Source organism: Thalassobacter sp. 16PALIMAR09, assembly GCF_000765485.1.
Classification (GTDB): domain Bacteria; phylum Pseudomonadota; class Alphaproteobacteria; order Rhodobacterales; family Rhodobacteraceae; genus Thalassobacter; species Thalassobacter stenotrophicus.
In genome coordinates this window covers 1-5,629 of record NZ_JHAK01000024.1, presented here as the reverse complement: position 1 = coordinate 5,629, position 5,629 = coordinate 1, and the positions used below count along the sequence as shown (strand labels likewise).

Sequence of the window (5,629 nt, the reverse complement as noted above, 5' to 3'; positions counted from 1 at the left end):
CCGGTCAGCCTGGGAGGCCAACGCGTAACCGGCCGAGAAAGCATGTTCAGCGACGAAAGCCCAGACGGGTTTATCGCGACGCAGGGTTCGGATTTTATCGGACAGATCAAAGACACCTGCGACCTCTCCGCCAAAGCTATCAATCTCGAGCGCTACCGCCCGAACAGACGGATCGCGTGCGGCTGCCTCGATCTGAGCCGCGATCCCTTCATAGCTGGTCTGGCCGGAGGATTGCCCGATCCAACCGCCCCGGTGGATCAGCACGCCGGAGATCTCAATCACCGCGATGCCGTCTACGACCGCGTAGGGCGCATTGCCATTTTGCTGCAGGTGGTCGGCGAGGTTGCCGGCCAAAATGCTGGCCTTTGCGGGAAGATGTGCTGCGGTGCTGTCTAAAGCGTCGTCGTGATCAGAGAGATCGACCGGCCGTCCCAGAAGACGTGGTCCAAGCCCTGACAGAAACGCCATGGCCTTGTAGGGTTCCACCAAGAGCGGCGTGTTGAAGGCGCGTGTTGCAATGCGGGCGTGGAGCATTAGGGCCGGTCCTCTTCGGTGCGTGAACGCGCTGTTACGTCATCGGCTGTGTCATCGCTGCCATCGTCATCGGCGCTGCCGTCGTTGACCGGCACTGCCTGCACACCTTGCGCGGGCGAACCCGGCCGTCGGAAATCAAGACCCAGCGCGCGCTCGCGGGCCCGCTCCGCGGCAACCTCCCGATCAACCTGCTCGGCGTCATAGCCGCGCTCGGCGATGGCTTGGCTGCGGGATTTCAGGCCCGCTTCGATCTGGGCGATCTCTGCATTGGCGTCTTTGAGCGGATCGACCCAGTCCCATTTCGTGGGAAGCCAATCCGCGGCGAGCATACGCGGGCGATCCGCTTCATAGCCTGGCAGCGTCATTGCGCCCGAGAGCACGGCCAAATCTAGCCAGCGCGTATAGACCGGCCGGCAGAGTTGGTAGACCATGACCGAATGCTGCCAGGCCGAGACACGGCGGCGAAACTCGATCAGCGCAAGGCGCGAGTTCGAGAAGTTCCCCTTCACCATATCATTTGCGAGATACGGATAGGGGATGCCAAGTGCTGCGGAGATTTGCAGCAGGGTCCGATACTGGAACGGTTCATAGGTTGCCCCGCTGTCTGCTGGTTGGCCGACAGTGACGTCCTCACCCGGATCCAAGCGCACGATCTGGCCGGGGCTGATCTCCAGGCCTGCGGGCAGCTCTTCATCATCAAGGGGTGCGAGCGGGTTCTCCGGGGCGGGCGAGGTCACGAACATCGCATACATTGCGGCGACCTTTTTGCGGTCGAGCTCGGCATCATCGTATTGATCCAGTAGGAAGAGCTTCACGATCGCCGGGGCCAGTTTCGACACACCGCGGAGCTGGCCGCCTTCGACGGGGTCGATGACATGGATCACCTCCGATGCGGGCACCCTCACAATCTCGCCAGACAGTCCAGGATCGGTGCTGTCGCCCGGATGGCGCCGCAGGAAGTGATAGGCGACGCGCCGGCCGATCCGATCAAACTCGATGCCCTGGCGGATGGCATTGCCATTCCGCGCCACCCCGGTCTCATGCAGCGGCAGCATTTCCGAGGGCAGCATCTGGAGTTGGAGGGGAACCGTGAGGCTGTCCTCCACCCGCCGCGGCCGGATCCGGACAAAGACCTCACCGGCTAAGAACACCTCCCGCGCGGCGCGGCGCTGCAGACCGTAGAAATCCGTCAGCCCCTCGGCATCGGCCTCATCAGTCCAGGCAAGCCAGAGCCGCTGGAGTTCTTCCTTGCGTTTGGCATCGGCCAGCTTCGAGATCGGCTTGATCCCGTCGCCCACGGTGTTGGCGGCCCAGCTTTCCACTGCATTTACGGCATAGCCATTGTTGCGCACCAGCCAGCGCGCACGGGCGGTGATGTCGGGACCAGATGCCGCGATCAGCGCGTTCACATGTGCCCGTGTCGCCTGGAACCCGCGAAGACGGCGATGATGCTGGCCCGCGTCAAATCCGCCGATGAAAGCGCCAAGGCGCTGACGCCAGTTCATTATAAATCCTTCAGAGCGAAGGGCCGGAGCACCCGCCCAGCGCCACGCTCGAGTTTGGCGATGCGCCGTTCGACATCACCGATCGCAGCGGCCAGCTCAGCGTCAGTTCCGTAGTTCACGGTCTTGCCGTCATAGCTGACCGATCGCGTGCCGCTGTAGCGCGCGGACAAGAGTGCGCTGTGGCGGAGTTTCAGCTCGTTTAGGGTCATGATGCTCTCTTGCTTTACACACCTAGAGTGTGTATTCTTGATGCGTAGAAGGAGGGCTCAATGCAGCACGCAACGAGTGAAAAGCAACGTACGAACATCACTTTGACGGCCACCAACCTGACCGCCGCTCGCGAGTTGGGCCTTAATGTGTCAGCCATCAGCGACGCCGCAGTTGCAGATGCTGTCCGCTTGGCAAAGGCGGAAGCCTGGGCACAAGAGAATGCGACGGCTATCACAGAGCGTCGAGCCTGGATTGAAGCCAATGGGACACCACTGGCGGATCTTCAGGTGTTGAAAATCGACTAATGGCGCAGTTTCATGTGTATCGGGTTGCCGGTGATCGGCTCGTACTCGACCTCCAGACAGATTTGATCGAGACCGGTACGCGGGTTGTGGCTCCACTCCTCCCGGTCGCATCTGGGCCAAGGCCGATTGGACGGCTTGAGCCTATCTTCAAGATAGAGGATGCATCATTTGTTCTGCACACCGCTGAGATGGCTGCAATCCCATCGGCGTTGCTCAAGGGGGCGCCTGTCGCGAACCTTTCCGCCTCTGATTATGAAATCCGTGGCGCTCTTGATATGGTATTCTCAGGCTTCTGATCATTCCATGTATTTGGGCGTACTGATCTTCCAGCCACGCCGCCGGGGCGCTGCGATCCGCCCGGCTTGCGGTTCTGCAACCTTCTCTGGCAGCTCCGTCTGATCACTGATCTTGGTTTCCACGCCGGCCTGCTTCTCCAACTGACGCCACATCCGTTCATCGAAGCGGTCGGCGCCGAGGATCCAGGCTGCGGCTCGGGCATAGACCCGTGTGTCCAGCGCTTCGTTGCGCTCGCGCATCTTTTGCCATTCCTGGCGGGCATAGCCGCGCTTGTTGCGGATCGTGACCAGCTGTTCAGCCACCAGTTGCTTCAGCCATTCGCTGTCCGCCCAGTCGGGCAGGTGGATCGTCCCTGCCGGCGCAGCCACGCCCCGCGCGGTGTCTTCGTCTGTTGGCCGCTCGATGCGCAGATACCGATAGGTTTCCGCCTTGAACGTGGCTGTGGCCACCGTCCAGAGCCGTGCCCCGCGCTTGAGCTTCCTCCCATTCACGGTCGCGTCGACAAAGGTCGGGCCCGACACCGGCGTCGCTCGATTGAAGCCTTCAAGCCCTTTGACGGGCGCGACCTGCGATATCCCCTGCGCCCGCGCCCAGGCGTAGACTGCGGCGGTTTCATACCCGGTATCGATGGCCAGCTTGGCAAGCGGCATCACCGCGCCGTTCTCATGCACCCAGGTTTGACCGAGCAGCTCTGTCAGTGCTTGCCAGCAGGCCGGATCACCAGGACCGCCCGGAAGCACGATGTGATCGACGAGCCAGCTTTCGAGGCCACGGCCCCAGGCCCAGACATCGACCTCGATGCGGTCCTTCTGGACGTCGGCTCCGGCGGTGAGGAACAGCCCGCCGAGGGGGATCTGCGCAGCATATGCCTCACGCCGATCCGCAAGCCGCTGCCATTCCGGCGCATCGCCACTTTCAACCCAGGTCTCGCCGAGAAGCGTGTTGCGCGCCGCACGCAGCATCTCGTCTGAGCCTTGGGCCGCCAGCCAGTCCCGCGCGATCTGCTCCCAGCTCTTCCAGCCAATCGGCGAATAGAGTGCCGAGAGGTGGAACCCGATCGCATTGGGATCAGAACTGGTCGCCGTTGCGCGCCATTCACCACGCTCAAGCATCTGCGTCTTGTGATGCTCGGCAATGGAGCGCTCGCAGCCTTCACAAACATAGGCCGCCGTCTCTGGTTTCCCCTTGTCCCAGCGCAGGCGCTCGAACTGCAGCCACTGCATATGGCCGCACTGCGGACACGGCACAAAGTACCGTCGCTGATCGCTGGCCTCGAACTCCCGCTCAATGCGAGAGAGCCCACGTATCGTGGGCGTTGAGACCATGAAGACCTTGCGCCTGTGTGCAAAGGTCGTGGTGCGCGCCTCGGCGAGGCTCACAGGGTCGCCTTCCTCGTCAGCCGAAGCTGGATAGGCATCGACCTCGTCCAGAAACACATAACGCGCAGGCATTGACCGGAGGCCGGTAGCGCTGTTCGCCCCCGTCAGCACTAAGATCCCGCCCGGGAATTCCTTGGACAACATCGAATTGCCCGCATCTCGCGACCGTGCTGGCTGCACGCGCTCTTTCAGCGCCGGGCTGTCCTCGATCAGCGGGTCGATCCGGCCCCGCGAGGTGCGCTTGGCCATCTCGACCGTGGGCAGTACGGCCAGCATCGGGCCAGGGGCATGGTGGATGACAAAGCCGATCCAGTTGTTGCCGGCTTCCGTGGCCCCGACCTGGGCGGCCTTCATGAAGCTGATCCGCTGTGCCGGGTGGTTTGGCGACAGCGCATCCATGATGGCGCGTAGGTATGGAGTTCGGGCGGTTCGATATTGCCCGGGTTCAGCTGAGGCCCGCGAGGACAGTTTCCTGTGCTTGTCGGCCCATTCGGAGACTGTGAGGTCTGGGTCGGGCCGCATGCCCCGGCGCCAGGCGCGCAGGATATCCTCGGCGCCATCAAAGGTGAGATCGAGGTCCGCGGTTAAGTCAGTGTCAAGCTGGTTGGCTGCGGTCATGCCGTGCATCCCGTATCATTCCGGGGCGCGTTTTAGGGCACGGCGCAATGCTCAGAAGGGGTTTTTGATCTCTACGCCCGTTGGCTCGAAGTCACTCACATTGCCCGTTACTACGATTGCACCATGTGCGAGTGCTGTTGCCGCAATTTGAAGATCAGCGCCATTGTTTCCAATGTGTGCAGAAAGTTTTCCCCAAATCCGGGCGTCTTCAGTCCCAAATGGTAAGAGACGGTCGGAGAAAAGTAGGCTCGTCCGATCGATCCAGCGTCGTAGATCAGCGGCAAAGCCTGGATTGCGGTCCTCTTGCAAGACGATACCGCGCTCAATCTCGCCCAGTGTAATTGCGCTAATGTAAAGTTGTTCCTCAGGCTTTGTTCGTAGCCAATTGCTGACAGTTGCTGCGCGCTCAGGTCGGCGCAACGCAGACAGAACATTTGTGTCGAGTAAATACATCAAAAGTCGACCGTTCGAGGCTTAGCCTTTGCGCGCTCAAGGTCATTGCCAGGGAAGGCAAGTAAATGTTCAACGAAAGATCCTCGCGAATGCTGCGCTTCAGAAAGGAGTTGGTGGTATTCAGACGCAGAGAGGACCACGACTGCTGGCTTGCCGCGGCGCGTAACTTCCTGCGGCGTGCCTGCAAGAGCCGCGTCAACCACCGTGCTAAATTTGTTCTTGGCATTCTGAAGAGTCCACATAAAATTAACTCCTGGCTAGGTACCTGGCTAGATATAGGCGTTGTTCTCGTCATAGTCAAAGTAGTTATTCAAGCGCGACCCGGAGA

At 61.1% G+C, this 5,629-nt stretch carries 7 protein-coding genes and 1 pseudogene; 2 read left to right on the top strand and 6 right to left on the bottom strand.

The window, feature by feature from the left end; translation table 11 throughout:
• From PM04_RS17050 to PM04_RS17040, 3 genes and pseudogenes are all read right to left on the bottom strand, one after another.
• A pseudogene (locus tag PM04_RS17050) lies at positions 1–534 on the bottom strand (S49 family peptidase); the annotation flags it as partial.
• Positions 534–2,039 carry a phage portal protein gene (locus PM04_RS17045; protein ID WP_038009085.1) on the bottom strand — a complete coding sequence of 502 codons (1,506 nt, stop codon included), beginning with the start codon at positions 2,037–2,039 and terminating at the stop codon, positions 534–536. The pseudogene PM04_RS17050 and the gene PM04_RS17045, both read right to left, overlap by 1 nt.
• Complete coding sequence (locus tag PM04_RS17040) at positions 2,039–2,248, bottom strand: phage head-tail joining protein (RefSeq protein WP_038009084.1); 210 nt, start codon at positions 2,246–2,248, stop codon at positions 2,039–2,041. Before PM04_RS17040 ends, PM04_RS17045 begins: the two co-directional genes overlap by 1 nt.
• Positions 2,249–2,308: 60 nt before the next feature.
• On the opposite strand from PM04_RS17040, the gene PM04_RS17035 reads away from it, so the two are divergent.
• Together PM04_RS17035 and PM04_RS17030 are read left to right on the top strand one after the other, a co-directional pair.
• A complete protein-coding gene (locus PM04_RS17035) occupies positions 2,309–2,554 on the top strand; it encodes a type II toxin-antitoxin system CcdA family antitoxin (RefSeq protein WP_038009082.1) in 246 nt (81 codons plus the stop codon).
• Positions 2,554–2,850 carry a CcdB family protein gene (locus PM04_RS17030; RefSeq protein WP_038009081.1) on the top strand — a complete coding sequence of 99 codons (297 nt, stop codon included), beginning with the start codon at positions 2,554–2,556 and terminating at the stop codon, positions 2,848–2,850. The genes PM04_RS17035 and PM04_RS17030 overlap by 1 nt, the downstream gene beginning before the upstream one ends.
• Here the strand turns inward: PM04_RS17030 and PM04_RS17025 are convergent, their stop codons facing one another.
• From PM04_RS17025 to PM04_RS17015, 3 genes are read right to left on the bottom strand one after another with little or no spacing between them, the layout of a single operon-like run.
• Entirely contained in the window at positions 2,851–4,848 is a 1,998-nt protein-coding gene (locus PM04_RS17025; protein WP_038009088.1) for a phage terminase large subunit family protein, read from the bottom strand.
• Positions 4,849–4,899: 51 nt separating this feature from the next.
• Positions 4,900–5,301, bottom strand: a complete 402-nt coding sequence (locus PM04_RS17020) for a type II toxin-antitoxin system VapC family toxin (protein WP_038009080.1) — start codon at positions 5,299–5,301, stop codon at positions 4,900–4,902.
• Positions 5,301–5,543, bottom strand: coding sequence for a type II toxin-antitoxin system Phd/YefM family antitoxin (locus PM04_RS17015; RefSeq protein ID WP_038009079.1), 243 nt, complete (start codon positions 5,541–5,543; stop codon positions 5,301–5,303). Before PM04_RS17015 ends, PM04_RS17020 begins: the two co-directional genes overlap by 1 nt.
• Positions 5,544–5,629: the final 86 nt, after the last annotated feature.

Excerpts from the sequence above, each read along its gene's own strand:
- PM04_RS17045 (WP_038009085.1), bottom strand. The coding sequence starts at position 2,039 with ATGAACTGGCGTCAGCGCCTTGGCGCTTTCATCGGCGGATTTGACGCG.
- PM04_RS17040 (WP_038009084.1), bottom strand. The coding sequence starts at position 2,248 with ATGACCCTAAACGAGCTGAAACTCCGCCACAGCGCACTCTTGTCCGCG.
- PM04_RS17035 (WP_038009082.1), top strand. The coding sequence starts at position 2,309 with ATGCAGCACGCAACGAGTGAAAAGCAACGTACGAACATCACTTTGACG.
- PM04_RS17030 (WP_038009081.1), top strand. The coding sequence starts at position 2,554 with ATGGCGCAGTTTCATGTGTATCGGGTTGCCGGTGATCGGCTCGTACTC.
- PM04_RS17025 (WP_038009088.1), bottom strand. The coding sequence starts at position 4,848 with ATGACCGCAGCCAACCAGCTTGACACTGACTTAACCGCGGACCTCGAT.
- PM04_RS17020 (WP_038009080.1), bottom strand. The coding sequence starts at position 5,301 with ATGTATTTACTCGACACAAATGTTCTGTCTGCGTTGCGCCGACCTGAG.
- PM04_RS17015 (WP_038009079.1), bottom strand. The coding sequence starts at position 5,543 with ATGTGGACTCTTCAGAATGCCAAGAACAAATTTAGCACGGTGGTTGAC.